This is a genomic window from Bacillus cereus group sp. MG16 (genome assembly GCF_040459875.1).
In the GTDB taxonomy this organism is placed as follows: domain Bacteria; phylum Bacillota; class Bacilli; order Bacillales; family Bacillaceae_G; genus Bacillus_A; species Bacillus_A paranthracis.
This window is the reverse complement of the sequence record NZ_JARVHE010000001.1, coordinates 5,096,968-5,118,125: the sequence shown is the minus strand read 5'-3', so window position 1 is coordinate 5,118,125 and position 21,158 is coordinate 5,096,968. Positions and strand designations below refer to the sequence as shown.

The following is a 21,158-nucleotide window of genomic DNA, read 5'->3' as shown; positions in this document are numbered from 1 at the left end:
TCCTTTTTCTATGCCGAAAACCATGGGGAATGTTTCTTTCCCATGGTTTTTTATATTGAAAGGAGTACGGAAAATGACAATTTGTAGTGTAAATAATGTAACGAAATCTTTTGGTGGAAACATCATATTTGAAAATATATCGCTTGAAATAAAGAATGGTGAACGTGTTGGATTAGTTGGTCGTAACGGTAGCGGGAAGACAACAATCTTTCAGCTTTTAACTGGAATGGAAAGTTTGGATGCAGGGGCCATTCATATGAAGAAAGGTACACGTATTGGTCATGTGGCACAAATTCCGAAATTTGATGAGAGTATGACTGTATATGAAGTATTGAGTTCCGCTTTTAAAATAGAAAAGGAATTAGAAAGAGAAATGCGTACTTTAGAAAAAGATATGGCGGAAGAACAGGAATCTTCTGTTTTACAAAAATTAATGGAAAGATACGGAATCATCCAAGAAAAGTTTGCGTTTCTTGGTGGTTATGAAATCGAAGCGAACATTATGAAGGTAGCAAATGGTTTACAGGTGACAGAACTATTCCCACGATCATTTGTGGAGATAAGTGGTGGGGAGCAAACAAAAGTAAGCCTTGCATACATGCTGTTGCAGAAACCAGATTTACTTTTATTAGATGAACCAACCAATCATTTAGATTTATTTGCAGTCGAATGGTTAGAGCAATTTTTAAAAGAATACAACGGAACAGTTATGGTTATTTCACATGATCGCTATTTCCTTGATGAAGTTGTAACGAAGATCTTTGATTTAGAAGATGGAGAGATTAACGTGTATCATACAAGCTATTCTCGGTTTGGTGAAGAGAAGGAAGAAAGGTTGCTTCAGGAGTTTCAGGCTTATCAAGAACAGCAAAAGAAAATAAAGAAAATGAAAGAAGCAATTAAGCGACTACGTGAATGGGCAAATCAGGCGAATCCTCCGAATGAAGGATTGCATAAGAGAGCGAGAAGTATGGAACGTGCACTGGAACGTATGGAAAAACTAAAGAAACCTATTTTAGAACGAAAACAAATGGGACTTCAGTTTGAAGGGCAAGAGAGAAGTGGAAAAGATGTTGTTGTAATGAAAGAAGTGAGTAAAGGGTTTGCGGAACATCTTTTATTTAACGAAGCAAACTTACATGTTCGTTTTCAAGAGCGTGCAGCTATTGTTGGTCGTAATGGTACAGGAAAGACAACGCTATTAAAGTTATTATTAGAAGAAATAGAACCAGACGCTGGAGAAATTCGAATTGGAAGTAGTGTGAAAATCGGTTATTTATCCCAGCATGCGTACGGAAATATGAAGAGTAACGTATTGGAGGCTTTCAGGGAATGTGTAGCTGTAACAGAGGGGGAAGCGAGACATATATTAGCTAAGTTTTTATTTTATGGTCCAGCGGTGTTTAAGAAAGTAACGCAACTGAGCGGTGGAGAAAAAATGAGATTAAGACTTGCACAACTTATGTATCAAGATATCAATTTTTTAATTTTAGATGAGCCGACAAATCATCTCGACATTGAATCAAGAGAAGTTTTAGAGGAAGCTCTTGAACAATATAATGGAACGATTTTAGCTGTTTCACATGATCGTTATTTTTTAAATAAGTTATTTGAAAAGACGTATTGGATTGATGAGCGTAAATTATTTGAGTTTGCAGGGAACTATGCATGGGCGCGTCAAAAGTGGGAGGAAAAGCTCGAGACGCAAGTGATAAAGCAGCAACGACAAGGAAGAAAAAATATTGAAACAGCCCCTGTAAAAAAGAAAGAAGTTAGGAATATTGAGGAGATTGAAATCGAGTTAATGCATGTTGAAGAAGATATATATACGCTTGAGTGTAAGATGGAACAAGTAGTTGATGTTGAAATGCTTGAACAATTGTATGAAGAAAAAACGAAGAAAGAGTTGTTACGAGCGGAGTTATATAATGAGTTAGAGAATATCATGGAGTAAAGAGATTAGAATGAAAGAGCAAGTTGTTTTCTCATGTTTTGAGGGGGGCTTGCTTTTTTTTGTGTAAGGAAAGAGAAGTAATTGGTATAATTTTCTTGTTATTATAATGAAGAGATGCACTTTAGGTTATTAAAATGTGAGGAGAATTTTATGTTAGGATACGCGCGAATTGTTACAATCGTCATGATTTGTTTTGTTTATGCAAATCATGTTTCACGTGAAACAGCACATTTGCAATTTTTTGTGGGTACAGCACTTTTTATTTATATTGTGAATCATATTTTGCTAGTAAAAGTGAATGGAGGTAAAAAACTTGTTTTTTATACACTATTAGCAAATGGGATAGTCACAGCTTTATTAGGTTTTTTATTTCCCGAGACATGTTTATATTTAATTATATTTGGAATTGATGCAGTAGGGCTATTTATTCATGAATTTCGTAGAAGTATGATGTACTTTTTTATTACCTTTTTCTTTCTTTGTTGGTTTATAAATATATTACATGCGTATCAACATACAGGTAGTTTAGAATTGGAGAGTAATGCCATTAATTTTATGTTCATCGTTTTTAGTGCTTTAGCTGGAAGTTTAATAAAAAAACTTACAGCTGCTCGGAAAATGGTAGATGAGCAATATGAGGAATTGACATTGTCTCATACAGCTCTAAAAGAAGCGCATGAACAATTACGTCTATATGCCAAAGAGGTAGAAGAATTGACAGCCGTTCGAGAGCGAAATGATATTGCCCGAGAAATTCATGATACTGTCGGTCATAATATGACAGCTTTACTTGTCCAATTACAACTGGCAGAGGCTTTGTGGAAACAAAAGTCGGACGCTACGGAAGAGGTTTTACATACATGTCATGGGCTAGCCAGGAAATCACTTCAAGAGGTGAGAGCGTCTGTACATGCCTTAAAAGAAGAAGGTAAACTAGGGAACATAATAGAGAATATGCGTGAAATGTTACATGGATATTCTAAAGCGACGAAAGTACAAGTATCGTTTCAATTACAAGGAGATCCGGTTGTGATTCCGCTGTCACTACAGCCTACACTGCTCCGGGTTATGCAAGAGTCTTTAACAAATGCAAAGCGGCACGGCAAGGCGAGTTTATGTGAAGTGAGTTTAACTTGTTCGGCGAAAAAAGTTAAACTATGTATTTTGGATAATGGCGTGGGAGTTAACGAGGTAAGCCCAGGTTTTGGTTTACTTAATATGAGAGAACGAGTAGAGGAACATGGTGGAACTATTCAATTTGAGAGTGAGATAGAAAAAGGCTTTCGGTTACAGATTGAATTTCCACTTCAGGAGAAAACGTGGTTAATAGGGGGAACTGTATGATTCGGATTATGATTGTTGATGATCAATCACTCATTCGTGATGGTTTAGCGATGTTATTAAATTTACGTCAGGAACTTGAAGTAGTGGGAACTGCTACAGATGGAGACGAAGTGATACAAAAGGTGAAAGAGTTACATCCTGAAATTATTTTGATGGATATTCGGATGCCCCGTATGAATGGTGTTGAAGGAACACGTTTAGTTAGAGAACAGTTCCCTCATATAAAGGTACTTATGTTGACGACTTTTAGTGATAGTGAGCTTATCTTTGAAGCATTGGAGCAAGGAGCAAGTGGTTATTTATTGAAGGACATGGAGACAGATGCAATCGCTCAAGCAATTTTAACGGTGCATAGTGGAGGGGCTGTGCTTCCTCAGGATATAACAGCGCAAATCATAAAAGAATTAAAAAAGACAAAAGTAGCAGTAGAGTGCACCACACCAGAACAATTAGCGCAATTAACTGAGCGAGAAGTAGATGTTTTAAGGGAAATTGGACTTGGGTTAAATAATAAAGAGATTGCGGAAAAGTTATTTATTACAGAGGGAACTGTTAAGAATCATGTTTCTAATTTAATTAGTAAGTTAGAACTGAGAGATCGAACGCAAGCAGCCATATACGCAGTAAGGTATGGCATCACGATGTACACATGACTTTTGGCATATATAAGTGTGAAAAAGCAGCAGAATTTGCTGCTTTTTTATTTTGTATTTCTATCTCAAGGATGATGGAGAGAAGAAGGAATTTTTCTACAATGAAAGTGTAGATGAATGCAAAGGGGCTGAATCAGTATGTTAGTCATAGATCATATTACGAAATCATTTGGTAAGAAGGAAATCATAAAGAATGTTTCTTTTGAGGTGAAGAAAGGGGAAACATTTGGATTGCTTGGTCCAAATGGTGCGGGAAAATCAACGACGATATCAATGATTTGCGGGTTAATTTCATACGACAGTGGTGATATAAAAGTTGGTGGGAAATCAGTAAAAGAATATCCATTAGAGGCGAAAAAGAAAATTGGTATTGTTCCACAAGACATTGCGCTCTATCCAACACTTTCAGCGAAGGAAAATTTGGTTTTTTGGGGAAAAATGTATGGTTTAAATGGAAAAGTTGCAAAAGAGCGAGCGGAGGAAGTATTAGCTTACGTCGGTTTACAGGACCGTGAAAAAGATAAAATTGAAACATTTTCAGGTGGAATGAAAAGGCGTATTAATATTGGTGCAGCACTTATGCATGAGCCAGAGTTGTTAATTATGGATGAACCGACAGTTGGGATTGATCCGCAATCGAGAAACCATATTTTAGAGACTGTTAAAAAGTTAAATGAAAAAGGGATGACAGTTATTTATACGAGTCATTACATGGAAGAAGTAGAGTATTTATGTGAAAGAATTGCAATTGTTGATCATGGAAAGGTAATTGCATTAGGAACGAAAAGGGAACTATGTAATCGCCTGGCGGATGGGTTTATAGTGAGATTGCAATTAAATCGTTATAGTACGGAACTGCTACAAAAGTTGAAAGCACTCTCTGTTGTTGAACGAATTATTTTTGATGAAGATAATAGTACGATTGATATTGGGCTAAATGGTGGCGAGTCCATTGGTACAGTTGTGTCAGTAGTTGTGGAGAACAACGCTCAAATTTTAAAGCTTGAAGTGCAAGAACCGAATTTAGAGGCACTCTTTTTACAATTAACAGGACGTTCACTTCGTGATTAAGGAGGTTAGTGCGAGATGAAAAGTTTTATTATTGCATGGAAAGATTTAAAAATACGTTTAATTGATCGGCGCGGATTTATGATGATGTTAATTATGCCGCTTTTATTAACAGCGATTTTAGGTTCAGCGTTAAGTAATATATTTGATAATGGTGGACTACCCAAAACAGTGATTGGCTATTATCAAGTAGGAAATGATGAGTTTGCAGATGTCTTTCAAAAAGACGTATTGCAATCTAAAGAATTAAAAGATGATGTGAAAGTAAAGATAGTTAATTCTCAGGAAGAGCTTGAAGATATGTTAAAGGAAAAGAAAATCGATGTGGGAATCGTCATCCCGAATAAATGGAGCGAACAAGTACAAGATGGAAAATTAAAAGAACCAAAGGTGTTTATAGACCCATCAAAAGATATACAAGCGAAAATCGCTGAATCAATGGTCCGCTCTTTTTCAGAGCGTGTTCAAACAGTTGCGGTATCTACTAAAAGTGTTGTGACGGAATTAGCAAATTCTCAGCATAGTAATGTGGAACAAGTTGCAAAAGAAGTAAGTGGAGATTTACAAACAGTAGCAACTTCGGGTGCAGATAACATTGAAAAAGGAACGATAGGTAAAAAAACAGTTGCAGCGATGCAATATTATGCCGCAGCGATGTTAGTCATGTTTTTACTATATAACATAACAGTAGGTGCAAAGTCAGTTGTAACAGAGCAACGAACTGAGACGTTGGCGCGTTTGTTCAGTACACCGACGAGTTCATTTTCAATTTTATTCGGGAAGTTTTTAGGTACATTATTATTTGCTTGTATACAATTTGGGATATTTATAGTTGCTACACACTTTATGTTTCATGTGGAATGGGGCGGAGACTTATCTCAAATAGTAGCGGTGGGAATGTCTTATGCAATTTGTGTTTCGGGTTTATCTATGTTAATTGCCGCTTTTATTCGTGAGGAAAAAACGGCAGATGTAATGGGAGGAATCGGTATTCAAATACTCGCTATATTAGGAGGATCGATGTTACCAATTTACGTATTCCCTGATACACTTCAAACCATTGCGAATGTTGCTCCGAATAAATGGGCACTTACAAGCTTTTTAAATATTATGTCGGGAACATCTTGGGATGTGTTACTCCCTGTTATTTTTAGTTTATGTGGTGCAGGAATTGTCTCCGTTATGATAGGGACATTACGTTTACGTACGAGATAGGAGGGAGAAATGATGAAGAAGGTTTGGGCACTTTGTTGGCTAGAGTTAAAACAAATTTTAATAAAACCACAAAGTTATATACTTATGTTTGGAATGCCTATTATTTTTACACTCATTTTCAGCGGACTTTTAGGTGGAAGTGGGAATAAGAAAGTAAATGTTAGCTTAGTAGATGAAGATGATTCTGTATTATCTAACAAGTATTACGAGGACATAAAGAAAAGTGACTTAATTTCTATAGAGAAGGTAACGTATAAGGAAGGCAAACAGAAGATTGAAAACAAAAAATCATCCGGCATAGTTCTTATTCCGAAAGACTTTCAAAAGAATATGTTAGATGGAAGGGTAGAAAATATTCAGTTTCAAGCTAGTGCTGATTTTACTGGTGGAACTTCTGTAGAGCAAGTATTGGCAAGTGCATTAAAAAAAATGGAGATAGAAGTTAGTGCAGCGAGAGATTTTGAGAAGAAAAGTAACGCTTCGTGGGAACCTATGTATAAAGAAATTTATACAAAAGTAGAACCTGCTTCGATTCAAAAAGAGTCAATTTCACATGATGATCAAAAGTTAAATAACGTTACAGGGCGAGCGGCAGGCTTTTCAATTCTATTCGTTATGATTGTTATGTTAAGTGCGACGGGGACTATTTTGAAAGCTAGACAACTTGGTGTTTGGTCTCGTTTATTAGAAGCGCCAGTTTCAAAAGTTCAAATACTAACGGGATATATCCTTTCATTCTTCTTAATAGGATGGATTCAATTTGGTGTTCTAATGATATTAACGCATTCCTTATTTAATGTGCAGTGGGGAAATTTGTTAGGGGTTATGATACTCGTTTCCGTATTATTATTAGCTGTCATTGGCCTAGCCTTATTATTAGCAAGTATCGTGAAAACAACAGAACAACAGTCTGCATTAGGTAATATCGTTGTGATTTCAACATGCATGATTGGTGGCCTGTATTGGCCAATTGAAATTGAACCAGCATGGATGCAGACGGCAGCAAATTTTGTTCCGCAAACTTGGGCGATGCGTGGCTTTACGGAGTTAATTGTAAGGGGAGGTACATTGGCAGATATAGGAGGATATATTGGTATACTCATTTTATTTGCAGGAGTCTTTTTCATAATTAGTTTAACAAGAATACGTTACGACTGAAAAAAACAGAGTTACAGCTTTACACGCTGAACTCTGTTTTCTTTTTGTTTGGTATCTTCCTTTGTTGAAATGATAATAGCGATCCCGAGCATAATAAAAAAAGCTAAAAAGAGGACGAACTTTGGGAAGAACGGGAATAGTAATAGCGCCCCAACTATCATAATTGTTAATAATACGTAGTGAAGGACGTATTGGAATAGGTTGTCCATGTTTTCGCCCCCTTTTTGGTAATTGGTTATTAGTATTCTATGTTTCATACGGAACGAATAGAAGTGAATTTTTAATTTTTTAATAAGAAATAAAAGAGAACGATTGACATATTTAAAGGAAAGGAATAATCTTGAAATCAATTCATACTATTTTTATAGGAATAATTCATATAGTTGTAGAAAGGAGTCCTATGTTCCTACATCGTTAAAAATTAGGAAGGTAAAGGTGATAGTGCAATGAAAAATGTTTTTAAAGGAGCAATTGCTACATTTTTGAGTGTATCAGTATTACTAGCCGGATGTGGTCAAGAGGAAGCGAGTACAAACGAGGCCAGGAACGTCCCGAAAGTAAAAGATGAATTTATTCAGGCAAGCGACAAAGCAAAAAGTCCCGTAAAAGCAAAAGAAAGAAAAGATACTTTTGTAGTTGGAATGCCGAGTCCTGGAGGGATATTCCTTCCGCACTTTATGGAGAATGGATGGGATGGTAATATAACGCAAGCTATCTTTGCACCTCTTGTTGGACTCGATAAGGAAGGAAAACCAATTCCAATTTTAGCGAAGAAGTGGGATATTTCGGAGGATCAGCTTACATACACGTTCTATTTGAAAGATGGTTTAAAGTTTAGTGATGGATCACCACTAACTGCAGATGACGTAGCATTTACATTAACGCTATTACACGATCCAACTTATAGTGAAGCGACTGATATAAGTCAAACAGCAATAAAGGGTGGGCAAGCGTATAAAGAAGGAAAGGCAACCTCTATTGAGGGAATTCAATTCATTGATCCGAAAACAATTACGATTACGACTGAAAAGGTAAATGCTCAAACACTATCATTAATCGGTGGAGAAGTTATATCTAAAGCTTATTACGGGAAAGAGTATAAACAAGGGCACCTGGAGTATTTAAAAGAGTTGTATGGAAAACCGATGGGAGCAGGAGCTTATAAGTTAGATAAATATATTCCTGGTCAAGAGGTTCGATTTGTAGCTAATGAAAATTATTTTGAAGGAAAACCGAAGATTGAGCACTTTATTTATAAAATTTCAAAAGGTGATACAAAGCTACAACAATTTCAAGCCGGGGAAGTAGATTCTGATGGTTTTACGACAAACACGGAGACGATTGAACAGTTAAAGGATTTAGGTTTTGCCAATATTAATGTATATACAGGAAGCTCTTATGGTTACATTAAAATGAATTATAAGAAACCATACTTTAAAGATAAGCGTGTCCGCCAAGCATTTATTTACGGATTAGAGCGTCAAAAAGTTATTGATACGTATTTCCAAGGTTATGCTTCACTCGTTAATGTACCGATTACGCCAGTTTCTTGGGCGTATACAGAAGAAGGGATTAATAAATATGAGTATAACTTAGAGAAAGCAAAGAAATTATTGGATGAGGCTGGATGGAAAGCTGGTTCAGATGGAATTCGCGAAAAAGATGGCCAAAAATTGAAGGTAAGTTATTTTGCTTCTTCTGCAAGTAAAATAAATGATGTAATGATCCCGGTGATGAAAGAGGATTATAAAAAGCTTGGTGTAGAGTTTAATCCAGAATATATGGACTTTAATACGATGATTTCAAAAGTGATAAAAGGTGATTATGATTTAGCGATGGTATCTACGCCAATGATTGATGATCCGAGTGGAACGATTGAAGAGTTTGTTTCAACAAGTAAACGAAACTATGATGGATACCATAATCCGAAAGTAGATGAATTAGCGAAGCAGGCACTAGAAACATTAGATATTGAAAAACGAAAAGAAATTTATAAAAAGTTGTACCAGGAGTTAAGTGAAGATCCGCCTGTAATCTTCTTAAATAATAGCAAGGTTGTGTCTGCACATCATGCGCGCATTCAAGGATTGCAAGAAGATAACTATAACGGTATCTTGTTAAGTTTACCTAAATTAAAGATAGAATAATAATTTTTGAAAAATTTTAAAAATATTTATTTAGAAAGAATTGACAAAATATAACGTAAGATATAAGCTAATAACCATAAAGTCTACCGGAAAGGTCGGAATAGGATTGTTACCCCTCAAAAACATCTATTTTTTTACGATTAAAACCGACTTTTCCGATTGGCTATAAATGTTGCTGTGGGAGGCATACATAAAGTAATAAGTTCAAAGGGTATCACTATTAAAAAGTTAGGGTGGGGACAATGAAGAAAAAGACAAAAAAATGGGCTGGTGTATTTTCGGTATTACTGAGTAGTTCGCTTGTGTTATCTGCTTGTGGGGGACAGGAAGATACGGCTTCTACAGAACCGGTTAAACAGCAGGATTTAAAAAATATAAAAGTTGAAAAAATTGCGGCTACAGATAAGACGAAAGTACCTGATAAGGCGAAAAATAGAAAAGATACGTTTATTTCTGGTATCTCAAAGCCGGGGGGAGTTTTCCTACCTTACTTTCAAGAGAACGGTTGGGATGGCAATGTGACATCGGTTATTTTCGCCTCTCTTGTTACAACAGATAAACAAGGGAAACCTATACCAGATCTTGCCGAGAAATGGGATGTCTCTTCAGACCAATTAACATATACATTTCATTTACGCAAAGACTTGAAATTTAGTGATGGGTCGCCATTAACTGCTGACGATGTAGCATTTACATTATCACTTCTACATGATAAAGCTTATGAAGGTGGCGATGATATTTCACAATATGCAATTAAAGGTGGTAAGGAATATAAAGAAGGAAAAGCCACGTCTATTGAAGGAATTCAAGTTGTTGATCCACAAACAATTAAAGTTACGACTGAAAAAGTTAACTCACAAGCGCTAATTGCTTTAGGTGGTCCAGTATTATCAAAAGCTTATTATGGAAAAGAATATAAGCAAAATACTAGTTTAGATTATTTAAAAGAGTTATATGGGAAACCGATAGCTGCGGGACCATATAAGTTTGAAAAATATATCCCAGGACAGGAAGTTCGTTTTACAGCAAATGAAAATTATTATGCAGGTAAACCAAAAATTCAAAACTTTATTTATAAGATTACTTCACCAGATACAAAATTCCAATTATTCCAAACAGGTGAGATAGATTATACAGGAGTAGGTTACGGGGATGAAATTTTAGAACAAGTGAAGAGTTTGCAGTTTGCAAATGTTGAAATAGAGACGGCTTCTTCATTTAGTTATATAAGAATGAATAGTAAAAAACCGTATTTAAAAGATAAGAAAGTTCGTCAAGCTCTTATTTATGGTTTGGATCGTAAAAAATATGTAGATACAGCTTTCAAAGGATACGGTACAGTAGCTAATGTTCCAATTCATCCAACATCTTGGGCTTATACAGAAGAGGGGATTAATAAGTACGAATATAACTTAGATAAGGCGAAGAAATTATTAGATGAAGCTGGATGGAAAGCTGGTTCAGACGGAATTCGTGAAAAAGATGGTCAAAAGCTTAAATTAACGTATTATGGTGCAAGTTCAGCAAAAGACGGTGATTTGTTTATTCCGATAGCAAAAGAGAACTATAAAGAATTAGGTGTTGAGTTCAATCCTGAATTTATGGATTTCAATACGATGCTGTCAAAAGTGAAAAAAGGCGATTATGATTTAGCTTCAGTTGCAACACCAATTACAACAGATCCAAGTGAAACTGTAAGTGGTTACTCCTCAGAAGGTGATGATAATACCTTAGGTTATAAAAATGAAAAAGTAGATGCATTAATTAAAAAAGGAATTGAAACTGTAGATATTGAGAAACGTAAACCAATTTACAAAGAACTGTACAAAGAACTAAGCGATGATCCGCCAGTAATTTTATTGAATTATCGCAGAGTCATCACAGCTTACAATGGAAACATTAAAGGGATTGATCCTGAGAAGTATGACAGTATTAGTTCGAACTCACCAGTATTATCTATTGAGAAATAACGAGAAGAATGTATAAGTAGAAGACATTTTTTCATTCGGCTAGTAATATGCTGATTCGAAAAAATGTTCTTCTATTTTAAGCATAAGATTGGAGAGAAAAAGGGTGAAAACGTATATCGTTCGTAGGTTGTTACAAATGATTCCTACACTTTTGGGAACGTCAGTTGTTATTTTCTTCCTGTTTGCACTTCTTCCAGGGGATTATATTGATTCGAATCCTAAGATTACACCGCAAAGGGCGGAAGAGCTTCGGGAATTGTACGGATTAAATAAGCCAATTGTTGAACGCTATTTTCACTGGCTAGGTAATGCGTTACAAGGAGACTTTGGTTTTTCGCTTCAATATCAAGAACCTGTAACATCACTATTAAATAAATTTATTTGGAACTCTTTTATTGTAGCAATTGTTGCATTGTTTTTTATTTGGCTAATCGCACTTATTATCGGTGTATTTTCAGCGACGAAGCAACATTCTTTATTCGATAAGCTTGTAACAATTGGTATCTTTGCAGCAATGTCATTTCCTTCATTTTTTATAGGTCTGTTTCTAATTAAGGTGTTCGCAGTAGATCTTAATTTATTGCCAATAGGTGGAATGATTGATGTTGGTAGTAATTCAACTGGATTCGCTTATGTGATAGAAGTTGCAAAGCATATGGTTTTACCGGTATTTATTTTGACTCTTCTTGGTGTGGGCTCATTAACTCGCTACTTTAGAACGAGTATGTTAGAGGTTGTAAGACAAGATTACATACGAACGGCACGAGCAAAAGGGTTAAAAGAGAAGACTGTTATTTATAAACATGCATTAAAAAACGCCATTTTACCGGCTATTACATTGCTTGCGTTTGAGTTACCTGGATTGTTTTCTGGAGCGATTATTATTGAACAAATTTTTAACTGGCCAGGGATTGGCGGTATTCAATTGGAAGCACTAAATTTCCGTGATTATACAGTATTGATGGCATTTACGATGTTTCTTTCTTGTTTAACAATCGTTTCAAACTTTTTCGCAGATATCGTATATGCAGTTGTTGATCCGCGAATTCGGTTGAAGTAAGGGGGGAATGAGATGGAAACTGTTACAGTAATTAAAGAGAAGAAAGAAAAAAATAGAAGAAAAAATGAATCATCGCCATGGCGACAAGCTCTTAAAAAGATAAAAAGAAATAAGATGGCGCTCGTAGGATTGTATGCATTAATTTTTATGTTTATATTTTGTTTTATCGGTCCGTTCTTTTCACCATATGCATCAGGGAAAATACAAGTTGCGTTAATTAATAAACCACCTAGTTTTTCTCATTGGCTTGGTACAGATCAATTAGGGAGAGATATTTTAACGAGACTTATGCAAGCGGGACGAATTTCATTAACGATTGGCCTAGCTTCAATGGTTTTATCAGTGATACTAGGGGCTGTATTAGGGGCTATTGCAGGTTTTTATCGTGGCATCGTTGATAATATTATTATGCGTCTTGCCGATATTTTAATGTCGATGCCAGGATTACCGCTACTTATTATAATGGGTGCGATTTTATCAGAGTGGAAAGTACCGTCTGATTATCGTTTGTATGTCATTATGATTATTTTAAGTTTAGTAGGTTGGCCAGGGCTTGCACGCCTTGTAAGAGGTCAAATTTTATCACTCAGAGAGCAAGCGTTTATGCAAGCTGCTGATGTGTTAGGGATAAAAGATTACCGGAAAATTATCTATCACTTAATTCCTAATGTTTTACCGATATTAATTGTTGTATCCACATTAGGCGTTGCAGGTTCTATTTTAGGAGAGTCCGCACTAAGCTACCTAGGTCTCGGCGTTGTCCCACCTACACCTTCATGGGGGAATATGATTAGCGCAGCGAACTCATTAATTGATTTTCAAAAGCGTCCGTGGTTATGGATTCCGCCTGGTTTTGCAATCTTTATAACAGTTGTATCCATTAATTTACTTGGTGATGCACTTCGTGATGCGTTAGATCCAAAGATGAGACGGTAGGTGAGGGAATATGAGTAAAGCGGTAGTAGAGCTGAAAGATTTACAAACACACTTTCAGACAGAAGAAGGGACAGTAAAAGCTGTGAATCATGTTAGTTTTTCTGTTCGAGAAGGTGAAACTGTTTGTGTTGTAGGTGAATCAGGTTGCGGGAAAAGTGTAACAGCTTTATCCATTATGGGACTTATTGCTGAATCAGGTAGTGTAGTAGGCGGAGACATTTTATATGAAGGAAAAAGTCTTTTAGGAATGAAAGAGAAAGAGCTTCGTAGTTTACGAGGGAATGATATTGCGATGATTTTCCAAGAACCGATGACATCGCTAAATCCAGTCTTTACTGTAGGGGAACAAATTGTAGAGACGTTAAGGGAGCATGAACTGCTTAGTAAAAATGAAGCATATAAGAAGGCGATTGAGTTAATTCGTAAAGTCGGCATAGCTCGTGCGGATGAAATCGTTCATTCTTATCCACACGAACTAAGTGGTGGTATGTTACAACGTATTATGATTGCTGTTGCACTTAGTTGTAATCCTAAGTTATTAATTGCAGATGAACCGACAACGGCTCTTGATGTTACGATTCAAGCTCAAATATTAGATCTACTAAGACAAGTGAAAGAAGAATTTAAAACGTCGATTTTATTAATTACACATGACTTAGGTGTCGTAGCGGAAATGGCTGATTATGTTGTCGTTATGTATGGCGGGAAAGTTATTGAAGAAGCCCCAGTACTAGAAATATTCCAAAATCCGAAGCACCCGTATACGAAAGGTTTGTTGAAATCAAAACCAGTGATGGGTAAACGAATAGATAAACTATATTCTATTCCAGGGCAAGTTCCTAATTTAGTTGGTTTGGATGAGTTTTGCTACTTTAGCGGCCGTTGTGAGCATTGTATGGAAATATGTAAAGAAGAAGCGCCAAGTTTGAATGTACATGATGAGAATCATAAAGTTGCTTGCTGGTTATATGAGGAGCGTGCGGAACAATGAGTGAACCATTATTAGAAGTAAAGAACTTAAAAACATATTTTCCAATTAAAGGCGGCATATTTAGTAGAACGGTTGGACATGTAAAAGCAGTTGATGGAGTAAGTTTTACTATTAATAAAGGTGAAGTATTCGGCCTCGTTGGTGAATCGGGAAGCGGAAAAACGACGATAGGAAAAACAATTTTACGTCTCGTCCAAAAAACGGAAGGGGAAGTGAAGTTTAAAGGGCAAGATGTTCACTCTTTATCTAAGGAAGAATTGAGAAAACATCGTCCTAATATGCAACTTGTCTTCCAAGATCCATTTAGCTCGTTAAATCCGAGAATGAGAATTGGGGAAGCGCTTGGCGAGCCGATGTTAGCTCACGGATTAGCGACGAAAGAAAATGTTCGTGAAAAAGTGAAAGAAGTATTAGAGTTATGTGGCTTAGCCCCATATCATATTGACCGGTACCCTCATGAGTTTTCTGGTGGACAACGCCAACGTATCGTTATCGCAAGAGCTATGGTATTAAATCCAGAATTTATTGTAGCTGACGAACCTGTGGCAGCACTAGATGTATCTATTCAAGCACAAATCATTAATTTATTTAGCGAGTTACAGGAGAAAAAGGGACTATCTTATTTATTCATTTCACATGATTTAAGCGTAGTAGAGCATTTATGTACGAAGATTGGAATTATGTATTTAGGAACGATTGTGGAAACAGCGCCACGTGATGAGTTATTTACAAATCCACTTCATCCGTATACAAAAGCATTGTTATCCGCTGTGCCAATACCAGATCCAACAGTGAAACGAGAGCGAATTATATTAGAGGGTGATATTCCAAGCCCAGCGAATCCACCTTCAGGTTGCCGCTTTCATACACGTTGTCCGTTTGCAACAGATATTTGTAAACAAACGGTACCTGAATTTCGTAATGTTGGTGAGGAGCATTTTGTTGCTTGTCATCATGTATAAAAGAAAAGGACTCTTTCAAATAGAAAGAGTCCTTTTTTTATTTACTAGATGAAGCTTGTTTCAATACAAATTGCTCGATTGCATGAGCAACACCATGTTCATTGTTTGTTAATGTTACAACATCACATAGTTTTTTTACATCTTCTTCAGCATTTCCCATTGCCACTGATAAACCAGCTACTTGTAACATGGGTACATCGTTAAAATTGTCACCGATAGCAACTGTATCTTCAATTGGTATATTAAAATGGGCTGCCATTTGTTTCAGTCCATTTCCTTTATGTCCATTCTTATCCATAATTTCTAAATTAGTAGGAGCAGATGCTGTAACCATAATATCAGTGTCTTCTTGTAACATACTTAATAGCTGTGCGCGATGCCCTGCATTAAACGTCAAAATGAAGAATTTAGATATTTCTAATTTTGGATTATTTACAACATCTTCAATCTTTTGGAAATCAGTAATTAAGTTTGATTTCTTTTGTTTCTCTGTAATTCTTTCAAGTTCCTCAAGTGTAACATCTAGTGCATGCTTGTTCTCTTCGAACGCTTGCATGACTTGATCTTGCCATGTATATGGAGAATAAACTCCTTTATTCGTATATAGCTTATAAGGAAAACCTTCAGATTCTAGTAATTTTGCAAGCTTGTATACTTTATCGTTTTGTAAACAACGCGAGTTAATTACTTTTCCATCCACATAAACAATTGCCCCATTGCTCGCTCCAACTGGAAGAGATAGTTTATATTCTTCCAATAATTTCAAAGCATCCTCTTTTGCACGACCAGAACAAATCATGACTATATGACCAGCCTCTTTTGCAGTTTGGATAGCTTGTAAGTTCTCTTTGGAGATTTCAAGACTAGATGATAGTAGTGTTCCATCCATATCTAATGCGATTAATTTCAAAATGACCACCTCTTTGTTTTTATTATACATAGTTATATGGAGGAAACATATAAACTTATCTTGGAAAGATTGTATTTTATCCCGCATGAACTATCAGTAAGAATTTGATAGATTCCACTTTATTCATGAAAGATTTATGTTAATTTGTAACAAAAGTAGAGGTGGATATGGGGATGTTTCGCTATATGACGGTAATATTACATGAATGTTACAAACGTGAAGGTAGTAAAAAATGCATTAAAACAAGGTTTTTAAGGGTGTTTATAAAAAAACGTAAAAAAAGTGTAATAAAATTTACGTAATTATATTGCAACGTAATAATAGTTATGTTACATTAATGTTACAAACGTTACGTTATTAAATTTAATGTAACGTCAACATAAAAACTATGAAATAAACATTTCTTAGAAATTACATATAGATAACTTATTAAAAGGAGGATACATAATATGAAAGAGCAAGTATTACAAGTAACAAAAGGTGACTTCGTAGGATCAGCAAGTGGAGCGGTAGTATTAACAGCATTAATCGTATTTCTATCAAGCGTATTAGTATAATAAAAACTTTGTAACAAAAGAAGAGAAGGGAGAATGAAAGATATGAAAGAGCAAGTATTACAAGTAACAAAAGGTGACTTCGTAGGATCAGCAAGTGGAGCAGTAGTATTAACAGCATTAATCGTATTTCTATCAAGCGTATTAGTATAATAGAAGTTTTGTAATAAAAAACAAATGAAGGGAGAATGAAAAATATGAAAGAGCAAGTATTACAAGTAACAAAAGGTGACTTCGTAGGATCGGCAAGTGGAGCAGTAGTATTAACAGCATTAATCGTATTTCTATCAAGCGTATTAGTATAATAGAAATTTTGTAACAAAAAACAAATGAAGGGAGAATGAAAAACATGAAGGAGCAAGTATTACAAGTAACAAAAGGTGACTTCGTAGGATCAGCAAGTGGAGCGGTAGTATTAACAGCATTAATCGTATTTCTATCAAGTGTATTAGTGTAATAGAGGTTTTAAATCCTATAAAACGAAAGGAGAATGAGGAATATGAACAGTGAACAAGTGTTACAAGTAACAAAAACAGATTTATTAGGATCATTAGGTGGAGCGGTAGTATTAACATCATTTATTCTATTGCTTGCAAAAGTATTAGTATGAGACATATAAATACAATCATTCAAAAAAAATAAAGACTCTAGCATATTAGTAAGTAATTAATATGTTGGGGTCTTTTTTATTTTTTCTTCTATATCCCTTCAAGTATGAATAGCCCCCTTTATTTTAAAGAGAAAAAAGTCGAATTTTATATGTAAGAAAAAAAGAGGAATTTGACAGAAAAGATAGAAAATTTTAAAGGTCAGAATTTGTTAGCTTGCTAACTAATTTCTATTAATTGATGTTGGAAGCGTTTTCGGTTGGTTTTAAGTATGAACCATTTAATCTATTTACAGGGGGATGAGGATTTTATGAAACAAAAATCTATGGATACGCTAGCTGCACAAATGGAGGACTTTTTTCCAGTACGTGATGTAGATCATTTGGAATTTTACGTAGGAAATGCAAAGCAATCAAGTTATTATCTTGCGAGAGCATTCGGATTCAAAATTGTGGCTTACTCTGGATTAGAAACTGGTAATCGTGAAAAAGTATCTTATGTTCTTGTGCAAAAAAATATGCGTTTCGTTGTGTCTGGGGCTTTAAGTAGTGACAATCGTATTGCAGAGTTTGTAAAGACTCATGGTGATGGCGTGAAAGATGTGGCATTACTTGTTGACGATGTTGATAAAGCATACTCAGAAGCAGTGAAACGTGGTGCCGTCGCAATTGCTCCGCCTGTAGAGTTAACAGATGAGAACGGTACATTGAAAAAAGCAGTTATTGGTACGTATGGTGATACAATTCATACGCTTGTAGAGCGTAAAAATTATAAAGGAACATTTATGCCAGGATTCCAAAAGGCTGAGTTTGATATTCCATTTGAAGAGTCAGGTTTAATTGCTGTAGACCATGTAGTTGGTAATGTTGAAAAGATGGAAGAGTGGGTTAGTTATTACGAGAACGTTATGGGCTTTAAACAAATGATCCATTTTGATGATGATGATATCAGTACAGAGTATTCAGCATTAATGTCGAAGGTTATGACAAATGGAAGTCGTATTAAGTTCCCTATTAACGAACCAGCAGATGGAAAGCGAAAATCACAAATTCAAGAATATCTAGAATTCTACAATGGAGCAGGTGTACAGCATCTTGCTTTACTAACAAATGACATTGTTAAAACAGTAGAAGCGCTTCGTGCAAATGGTGTGGAGTTTTTAGATACACCAGATACTTATTATGATGAATTAACTGCACGAGTTGGAAAAATTGATGAAGAAATTGATAAGTTAAAAGAATTAAAGATTTTAGTAGATCGCGATGATGAAGGCTATTTACTACAAATTTTTACGAAACCAATTGTAGATCGTCCAACTTTATTTATTGAAATCATTCAGCGTAAAGGGTCTCGTGGATTTGGAGAAGGAAACTTTAAAGCGTTATTTGAATCAATTGAAAGAGAACAAGAGCGTCGCGGAAATTTATAAAATTTATATCCACCAGCAGAAATTCTTTTGCTGGTGGAAATTTCATTTTCATAAGGAGGAATCATGATGAAATTTGTTACATTTCGTCTTCCTTCAAAAGAAATGCGAACTGGATGGCTTGAAGGTGACAAAGTAATCGATATGAATCTTGCTAGTGGTGGAAAATTACCTTCTTCTATGTTCGCCTTTTTAGAGAAAGCGGATGAGTATGTAGAAGTGTTGCGTAATATTAATAATCCGGAAAAGGGCATATATTCTTTAGAGGAAGTGCAATTAGCAGCAGCGATTCCTAATCCGAGTAGTATTAGGGATTTTTATGCATTTGAACAGCACGTAAAAACGGCACGTAGCCGAAGAGGGTTAGATGTTGTACCTGAATGGTACGATATCCCGGTTTTTTATTTTACGAACCACCGTGCTGTAATTGGTCCAGATGATGTTGTAATTAGTCCGAAGAAATCTAAAAAACTTGATTATGAGTTAGAGATTGCTTGCGTAATTGGGAAAGAAGGAAGAAATATTTCTCGTGAGCAAGCAGAGGAATATATTTTTGGTTATTGTATTATGAATGATTGGAGTGCAAGGGACTTACAAGCAACAGAAATGAAGGTAGGACTTGGTCCAGCGAAAGGAAAAGATTTTGCAACTTCATTAGGAGCGTACCTTGTTACGAAAGAGGAACTAGATATTTATCGTAATGGTGACCGTTATGAGTTAGAGATGACTGCTCATGTAAATGGAAAGCTATTATCAAAAGGGAACTTCCGAGATATTTACTATACATTTGCTGAAATGATTGAACGTGCTTCGGAAGACGTTACGTTATATCCAGGCGATGTGATTGGTTCTGGAACAGTAGGAACAGGTTGCATTTTAGAACTAGGCACAGAAGAGTGGCTACAAGATGGTGATGTGGTAGAACTTACGATTACTGGTTTAGGTACATTACGTAATACGGTCAAAATAGAAAGGGAAGCAGGTGATGGGCATGTTTTATCGTCACATGGGGGAGTTACCTCATAAACGACATGTACAATTCCGTAAAAAAGATGGGTCGCTTTATCGTGAGCAGGTAATGGGAACAAAAGGTTTTTCTGGTACGCAATCTATTTTGTACCATCATTATATGCCAACGGAAGTAGGGCATGCGGCATTATCTCATTCTTGTCAGTTGCAGTATGAAGAAGATATTGCTCTTTCTCATCGTCACTTTCGCACGAAAGAAAATAAAAAAAGTGGTGATGCAGTAAGCGGAAGAAACTTTATACTTGGGAATGAGGATTTATTAATCGGAGTAGTGAGCCCAACAGAAAAAATGGACTATTTCTACCGTAATGGTGATGGCGATGAAATGTTGTTTGTCCATTACGGAACAGGAAAAATTGAAACGATGTTTGGAACGATTCATTATCGAAAAGGCGATTATGTAACAATTCCAATTGGAACGATTTATCGTGTTATTCCGGATGAAGGAGAGACTAAGTTTCTTGTTGTAGAGGCAAATAGTCAAATTACAACACCGCGTCGCTATCGTAATGAATATGGACAATTGCTAGAGCATAGTCCGTTTTGTGAGAGAGATATTCGTGGTCCTGAAAAATTAGAGACGTATGATGAAAAAGGTGAGTTTGTCGTAATGACAAAGTCGAGGGGATATATGCATAAACATGTTTTAGGACATCATCCGTTAGATGTTGTTGGTTGGGATGGCTATTTATATCCGTGGGTCTTTAATGTAGAAGACTTTGAACCAATTACAGGTCGTATTCATCAGCCACCTCCAGTACATCAAACGTTCGAGGGTCACAATTTCGTTATTTGTTCTTTCGTACCACGTTTATATGACTATCATCCAGAATCTATTCCGGCACCGTATTATCATAGTAACGTGAATAGTGATGAAGTACTGTACTATGTAGAAGGTAACTTTATGAGCCGAAAAGGTGTGGAGGAAGGGTCTATTACACTTCATCCGAGCGGCATTCCTCACGGGCCACATCCTGGGAAAACAGAGGCGAGTATAGGGAAAAAAGAAACGCTTGAATTAGCTGTTATGATAGATACATTCCGTCCGCTTCGTATTGTAAAACAAGCACATGAAACAGAAGATGAAAAATATATGTATAGCTGGATTGAAGAGGGATCATATACTGTGAAATAAGTAAAAAAAGGCATGCTCAATAACAGAGCATGCCTTTT

22 protein-coding genes are annotated in these 21,158 nt (G+C 35.9%); 20 read left to right on the top strand and 2 right to left on the bottom strand.

All coding sequences use genetic code 11. The features are described 5' to 3' along the window. Window positions 1-73 precede the first annotated feature (73 nt). From abc-f to QCI73_RS26450, 6 genes are all read left to right on the top strand, one after another. Window positions 74-1,954, top strand: coding sequence for a ribosomal protection-like ABC-F family protein (gene abc-f, locus QCI73_RS26475; protein ID WP_353824045.1), 1,881 nt, complete (start codon window positions 74-76; stop codon window positions 1,952-1,954). Window positions 1,955-2,104: 150 nt separating this feature from the next. Next, a complete protein-coding gene (locus tag QCI73_RS26470; protein WP_048553625.1) occupies window positions 2,105-3,298 on the top strand; it encodes a sensor histidine kinase in 1,194 nt (397 codons plus the stop codon). Continuing rightward, window positions 3,295-3,951, top strand: a complete 657-nt coding sequence (locus QCI73_RS26465) for a response regulator (RefSeq protein WP_000619343.1) — start codon at window positions 3,295-3,297, stop codon at window positions 3,949-3,951. The genes QCI73_RS26470 and QCI73_RS26465 overlap by 4 nt, the downstream gene beginning before the upstream one ends. Before the next feature lie 138 nt (window positions 3,952-4,089). Next, window positions 4,090-5,022: an ABC transporter ATP-binding protein gene (locus QCI73_RS26460; protein WP_000960161.1), complete on the top strand. Its 933-nt coding sequence runs from the start codon at window positions 4,090-4,092 to the stop codon at window positions 5,020-5,022. A gap of 15 nt (window positions 5,023-5,037) precedes the next feature. Continuing rightward, window positions 5,038-6,234: an ABC transporter permease gene (locus QCI73_RS26455; protein ID WP_000834534.1), complete on the top strand. Its 1,197-nt coding sequence runs from the start codon at window positions 5,038-5,040 to the stop codon at window positions 6,232-6,234. 12 nt (window positions 6,235-6,246) lie between these two features. Continuing rightward, the gene (locus QCI73_RS26450) at window positions 6,247-7,392 is read left to right on the top strand and encodes an ABC transporter permease (protein ID WP_353824044.1); all 1,146 of its coding nucleotides are present in this window, start codon (window positions 6,247-6,249) and stop codon (window positions 7,390-7,392) included. Window positions 7,393-7,403: 11 nt separating this feature from the next. On the opposite strand, the gene QCI73_RS26445 is transcribed toward QCI73_RS26450, so the two are convergent. Beyond that, window positions 7,404-7,601: a hypothetical protein gene (locus QCI73_RS26445; protein WP_262725874.1), complete on the bottom strand. Its 198-nt coding sequence runs from the start codon at window positions 7,599-7,601 to the stop codon at window positions 7,404-7,406. A 237-nt stretch (window positions 7,602-7,838) separates the two neighbouring features. Between QCI73_RS26445 and QCI73_RS26440 the strand changes: the two genes are divergently transcribed. The 6 genes from QCI73_RS26440 to QCI73_RS26415 all read left to right on the top strand — a co-directional run bounded on the left by QCI73_RS26440 (window position 7,839) and on the right by QCI73_RS26415 (window position 15,458). Then, on the top strand, window positions 7,839-9,539 hold the full coding sequence (locus QCI73_RS26440) for an ABC transporter substrate-binding protein (protein WP_353824043.1): 1,701 nt from the start codon (window positions 7,839-7,841) through the stop codon (window positions 9,537-9,539). A gap of 242 nt (window positions 9,540-9,781) precedes the next feature. Next, window positions 9,782-11,509, top strand: coding sequence for an ABC transporter substrate-binding protein (locus QCI73_RS26435; RefSeq protein ID WP_000730684.1), 1,728 nt, complete (start codon window positions 9,782-9,784; stop codon window positions 11,507-11,509). Between the two features lie 103 nt (window positions 11,510-11,612). Continuing rightward, a complete protein-coding gene (locus QCI73_RS26430) occupies window positions 11,613-12,569 on the top strand; it encodes an ABC transporter permease (RefSeq protein WP_000860750.1) in 957 nt (318 codons plus the stop codon). Between the two features lie 12 nt (window positions 12,570-12,581). Next, entirely contained in the window at window positions 12,582-13,505 is a 924-nt protein-coding gene (opp4C, locus tag QCI73_RS26425; RefSeq protein ID WP_048553619.1) for an oligopeptide ABC transporter permease, read from the top strand. A gap of 10 nt (window positions 13,506-13,515) precedes the next feature. Next, on the top strand, window positions 13,516-14,496 hold the full coding sequence (locus tag QCI73_RS26420; RefSeq protein WP_262725872.1) for an ABC transporter ATP-binding protein: 981 nt from the start codon (window positions 13,516-13,518) through the stop codon (window positions 14,494-14,496). Then, a complete protein-coding gene (locus QCI73_RS26415; protein WP_062822149.1) occupies window positions 14,493-15,458 on the top strand; it encodes an ABC transporter ATP-binding protein in 966 nt (321 codons plus the stop codon). The genes QCI73_RS26420 and QCI73_RS26415 overlap by 4 nt, the downstream gene beginning before the upstream one ends. A gap of 37 nt (window positions 15,459-15,495) precedes the next feature. Here QCI73_RS26415 and QCI73_RS26410 read toward each other — a convergent pair whose 3' ends face one another. Continuing rightward, on the bottom strand, window positions 15,496-16,368 hold the full coding sequence (locus QCI73_RS26410; protein WP_262725871.1) for a Cof-type HAD-IIB family hydrolase: 873 nt from the start codon (window positions 16,366-16,368) through the stop codon (window positions 15,496-15,498). A 449-nt stretch (window positions 16,369-16,817) separates the two neighbouring features. Between QCI73_RS26410 and QCI73_RS26405 the strand changes: the two genes are divergently transcribed. The 8 genes from QCI73_RS26405 (at window position 16,818) to QCI73_RS26370 (ending at window position 21,120) form a co-directional block, all read left to right on the top strand. Next, on the top strand, window positions 16,818-16,925 hold the full coding sequence (locus tag QCI73_RS26405; protein ID WP_000664237.1) for a DUF3948 family protein: 108 nt from the start codon (window positions 16,818-16,820) through the stop codon (window positions 16,923-16,925). A gap of 33 nt (window positions 16,926-16,958) precedes the next feature. Beyond that, the gene (locus QCI73_RS26400) at window positions 16,959-17,075 is read left to right on the top strand and encodes a DUF3948 family protein (RefSeq protein WP_000654250.1); all 117 of its coding nucleotides are present in this window, start codon (window positions 16,959-16,961) and stop codon (window positions 17,073-17,075) included. 44 nt (window positions 17,076-17,119) lie between these two features. Beyond that, entirely contained in the window at window positions 17,120-17,227 is a 108-nt protein-coding gene (locus tag QCI73_RS26395) for a DUF3948 family protein (protein WP_000664237.1), read from the top strand. A 35-nt stretch (window positions 17,228-17,262) separates the two neighbouring features. Beyond that, on the top strand, window positions 17,263-17,379 hold the full coding sequence (locus QCI73_RS26390; protein ID WP_001984868.1) for a DUF3948 family protein: 117 nt from the start codon (window positions 17,263-17,265) through the stop codon (window positions 17,377-17,379). Window positions 17,380-17,412: 33 nt separating this feature from the next. Next, a complete protein-coding gene (locus QCI73_RS26385; protein ID WP_353824042.1) occupies window positions 17,413-17,532 on the top strand; it encodes a DUF3948 family protein in 120 nt (39 codons plus the stop codon). 308 nt (window positions 17,533-17,840) lie between these two features. Beyond that, window positions 17,841-18,959, top strand: a complete 1,119-nt coding sequence (gene hppD / locus QCI73_RS26380) for a 4-hydroxyphenylpyruvate dioxygenase (protein ID WP_000810913.1) — start codon at window positions 17,841-17,843, stop codon at window positions 18,957-18,959. 66 nt (window positions 18,960-19,025) lie between these two features. After that, window positions 19,026-19,982: a fumarylacetoacetate hydrolase family protein gene (locus QCI73_RS26375; protein WP_353824041.1), complete on the top strand. Its 957-nt coding sequence runs from the start codon at window positions 19,026-19,028 to the stop codon at window positions 19,980-19,982. Further along, window positions 19,948-21,120 carry a homogentisate 1,2-dioxygenase gene (locus QCI73_RS26370; RefSeq protein WP_262725869.1) on the top strand — a complete coding sequence of 391 codons (1,173 nt, stop codon included), beginning with the start codon at window positions 19,948-19,950 and terminating at the stop codon, window positions 21,118-21,120. The genes QCI73_RS26375 and QCI73_RS26370 overlap by 35 nt, the downstream gene beginning before the upstream one ends. The last annotated feature ends 38 nt before the right edge of the window (window positions 21,121-21,158 follow it).

Coding starts and splice junctions, on each gene's coding strand:
- QCI73_RS26400 (WP_000654250.1), top strand. CDS start 16,959: ATGAAAGATATGAAAGAGCAAGTATTACAAGTAACAAAAGGTGACTTC.
- opp4C (WP_048553619.1), top strand. CDS start 12,582: ATGGAAACTGTTACAGTAATTAAAGAGAAGAAAGAAAAAAATAGAAGA.
- QCI73_RS26395 (WP_000664237.1), top strand. CDS start 17,120: ATGAAAGAGCAAGTATTACAAGTAACAAAAGGTGACTTCGTAGGATCG.
- QCI73_RS26470 (WP_048553625.1), top strand. CDS start 2,105: ATGTTAGGATACGCGCGAATTGTTACAATCGTCATGATTTGTTTTGTT.
- QCI73_RS26370 (WP_262725869.1), top strand. CDS start 19,948: ATGTTTTATCGTCACATGGGGGAGTTACCTCATAAACGACATGTACAA.
- QCI73_RS26385 (WP_353824042.1), top strand. CDS start 17,413: ATGAGGAATATGAACAGTGAACAAGTGTTACAAGTAACAAAAACAGAT.
- QCI73_RS26435 (WP_000730684.1), top strand. CDS start 9,782: ATGAAGAAAAAGACAAAAAAATGGGCTGGTGTATTTTCGGTATTACTG.
- QCI73_RS26375 (WP_353824041.1), top strand. CDS start 19,026: ATGAAATTTGTTACATTTCGTCTTCCTTCAAAAGAAATGCGAACTGGA.
- QCI73_RS26465 (WP_000619343.1), top strand. CDS start 3,295: ATGATTCGGATTATGATTGTTGATGATCAATCACTCATTCGTGATGGT.
- QCI73_RS26450 (WP_353824044.1), top strand. CDS start 6,247: ATGAAGAAGGTTTGGGCACTTTGTTGGCTAGAGTTAAAACAAATTTTA.
- hppD (WP_000810913.1), top strand. CDS start 17,841: ATGAAACAAAAATCTATGGATACGCTAGCTGCACAAATGGAGGACTTT.
- QCI73_RS26440 (WP_353824043.1), top strand. CDS start 7,839: ATGAAAAATGTTTTTAAAGGAGCAATTGCTACATTTTTGAGTGTATCA.
- QCI73_RS26390 (WP_001984868.1), top strand. CDS start 17,263: ATGAAAAACATGAAGGAGCAAGTATTACAAGTAACAAAAGGTGACTTC.
- QCI73_RS26455 (WP_000834534.1), top strand. CDS start 5,038: ATGAAAAGTTTTATTATTGCATGGAAAGATTTAAAAATACGTTTAATT.
- QCI73_RS26405 (WP_000664237.1), top strand. CDS start 16,818: ATGAAAGAGCAAGTATTACAAGTAACAAAAGGTGACTTCGTAGGATCA.
- abc-f (WP_353824045.1), top strand. CDS start 74: ATGACAATTTGTAGTGTAAATAATGTAACGAAATCTTTTGGTGGAAAC.
- QCI73_RS26420 (WP_262725872.1), top strand. CDS start 13,516: ATGAGTAAAGCGGTAGTAGAGCTGAAAGATTTACAAACACACTTTCAG.
- QCI73_RS26415 (WP_062822149.1), top strand. CDS start 14,493: ATGAGTGAACCATTATTAGAAGTAAAGAACTTAAAAACATATTTTCCA.
- QCI73_RS26445 (WP_262725874.1), bottom strand. CDS start 7,601: ATGGACAACCTATTCCAATACGTCCTTCACTACGTATTATTAACAATT.
- QCI73_RS26460 (WP_000960161.1), top strand. CDS start 4,090: ATGTTAGTCATAGATCATATTACGAAATCATTTGGTAAGAAGGAAATC.